Annotated in this window: 1 protein-coding gene; it reads right to left on the bottom strand. The window is 63.9% G+C overall.

The genetic code is table 11. The features are described 5' to 3' along the window. Window positions 1-156 precede the first annotated feature (156 nt). The gene (locus O6X71_RS20930) at window positions 157-1,587 is read right to left on the bottom strand and encodes an IS1182 family transposase (protein WP_353467576.1); all 1,431 of its coding nucleotides are present in this window, start codon (window positions 1,585-1,587) and stop codon (window positions 157-159) included. Between the last annotated feature and the right edge of the window lie 66 nt (window positions 1,588-1,653).

The raw sequence follows: 1,653 nt of genomic DNA, 5'->3' as shown, positions 1-1,653 counted from the left end.
CAGACTGTGCGGAAACTCGCCGTTGGCTGGTGCCGCGCCTTGGATGCACGGGATGAGGGCGGTGTTAGTGGCTGAGGGTTACAGGCGGCACCGGGCCACCGATAGAGCGCCATTTGCCGCGGCAGCCGGCCAGGAGGGGAACATTTTGGCGTTAGATCAGGCCTGCACGGCCCGGATCAGCCCCTGTACGCCGACGAGGTTGATCGCCCGCCTGAGATTATAGGCGAGTGCCGTCAAACTGAACTCGGCCCGCACCTTTTCGAGCCCGCGCATCAGGAAGGCACCCTGGTTCATCCATTGCTTGATCGAACCGAAAGGGTGCTCGACCGTCTCGCGGCGAATGTCCAGGATCCCGGGCCGGGCGGCGAGGCGTATCGCCATGCGGTCAAGCACGGCCTCGCCTTCCCACCGCGTAATGCGGCGGAAGTTTCCGCGGGCGCACTGCGCCTTGAGTCCGCAACCGCCACAGGCGCGCGGGTTCGAATATTGCACGATGATATGACCGCCCTGAAGCCAGCGGTACCGTGTATCGAGGCGTTGCTCGGCGGGGCAGTGATAGCAATCCGCGGTTTCATCGTAACGGAACCGCTCCTTGGGGAAGCGGCCGTCGCCGACGGCCGTGCCGCGCTGGGGGCGAGCGACATAGGGCGTGATGCCGGCCCGCTCGCACGCGGCGATGTCCTCGCCCATGTAGTACCCCATGTCGGCGACCGCATCGATCCGCTCCACGCCGAGGATGTCCTTTGCGGCGCCGGCTGTCTCAGCCAGAAAACCCAGATCGCTGCCCGCGTTGGTGACATGCTGTTCGGCGATCAGCTTGTACTTCGCATCGACTGCGACCTGAGCGTTATAGCCGACGCCGACCTTGGGATGAGCTGCCATCGCGCGGGCGTCGGGGTCGGTCAGCGAAATCTGGCTCTCTCCGCTGGCCTTTAGTTGCTCCAGCATCGCCTGGTTCACCTGACGCTGTTCGCGCACCTTCGCGATCTTCGCCGCCAGTGCATCGCTCCGTCTGATCGTGCCTGCCTCCTCGCCGCGGTCGGCGTCATCTAACTGCGCGAGGTATTTCTCGAGCCGCTCGTCGGCGGACTTGATGTACTTGTCGAGCTTGGCCTTGGTGAAGTTGCGCTCGCGACTGTTCACCGCCTTCAGCCGTGTTCCATCCACCGCCAGCAGCTCGCGGCCAAACAGGTCGAGCTTGCGGCACAGGAGCACGAAGGCGCGGAACACCGCCTTGAACGCGAACCGGTTGTCGCGGCGGAAGTCGGCGATGGTCTTGAAGTCCGGCCGTAGCCCGCGCAGTAGCCAGATCACCTCCAGGTTGCGTACAGCTTCCGCCTCCAAGCGCCGGCTCGACCGCACTCGATTGAGATAGCCGTACAGATACAGCTTGAGCATGTCGCCCGGATCATAGCCCGGCCGTCCTGTGGCCTTCGGCTGCGAGCGATGGAAACCGGCCTTGCTGAGATCAAGATCGTCGACGAAGGCATCGATGAAGCGCACCGGGTTGTCCGCCGATACGTAATCCTCAACCGATGCCGGCAACAGCAGCGCCTGGTCGCGCGCGTGACCCTCGATATACGCCATGCCACTAGCATACGCCGATCTGCAGCCCGGCGGAATCACAGACGCGACTTTTCGCACAGTCTGGAT

Origin of the sequence: Sphingomonas faeni, assembly GCF_040407505.1 — a bacterium.
In the GTDB taxonomy this organism is placed as follows: domain Bacteria; phylum Pseudomonadota; class Alphaproteobacteria; order Sphingomonadales; family Sphingomonadaceae; genus Sphingomonas; species Sphingomonas faeni_E.
This window is presented reverse-complemented; position numbering and strand designations above follow the sequence as displayed.

Bases quoted from the DNA above. Each gene is read 5' to 3' on its own strand.
- O6X71_RS20930 (WP_353467576.1), bottom strand. From the start codon at position 1,587: ATGGCGTATATCGAGGGTCACGCGCGCGACCAGGCGCTGCTGTTGCCG.